We start from the raw sequence: 380 nt of genomic DNA, 5'->3' as shown, positions 1-380 counted from the left end.
AACGATGTTGATGTGCTGGATGGCGGCGACGGTGCCTTCGTTGATCTTGATCTTCAGGGCCACACGGTTGCGCGGCTGCGGCACCACTTCGGCATCGACCTCGGCCGAGTAGCGCCCTTGGGCCACGTACTGGCGTTGCAGTTCGTTACGCACACCTTCGAGGGTGGCACGCTGGAAGATCTCGCCTTCGGCCAGGCCCGATTGCTTCAGGCCCTTCATCAGGTCTTCGGTGCTGATCGCCTTGTTGCCTTCAATCTCGATGCTCGACACCGACGGGCGCTCGACCACGTTGATGATCAGCACATTGCCATCGCGGCTCAACTGGATGTCCTGGAAGAACCCGGTCTTGAACAGGGAACGAGTCGAGTCCACCAGGCGGC

Annotated in this window: 1 protein-coding gene; it reads right to left on the bottom strand. The window is 60.8% G+C overall.

Translation table 11 applies throughout. From position 1 onward, the window contains the following. The coding region (locus tag ACF8FB_RS14840; RefSeq protein ID WP_392511510.1) for a POTRA domain-containing protein at positions 1-380 on the bottom strand (380 nt) is incomplete at both ends.

It is taken from the genome of Pseudomonas sp. yb_2, assembly GCF_043103905.1.
In the GTDB taxonomy this organism is placed as follows: Bacteria; Pseudomonadota; Gammaproteobacteria; order Pseudomonadales; family Pseudomonadaceae; genus Aquipseudomonas; species Aquipseudomonas alloputida.
Note: the sequence above shows the minus strand (reverse complement) of the source record. Positions and strands in the feature narration are given on the sequence as shown.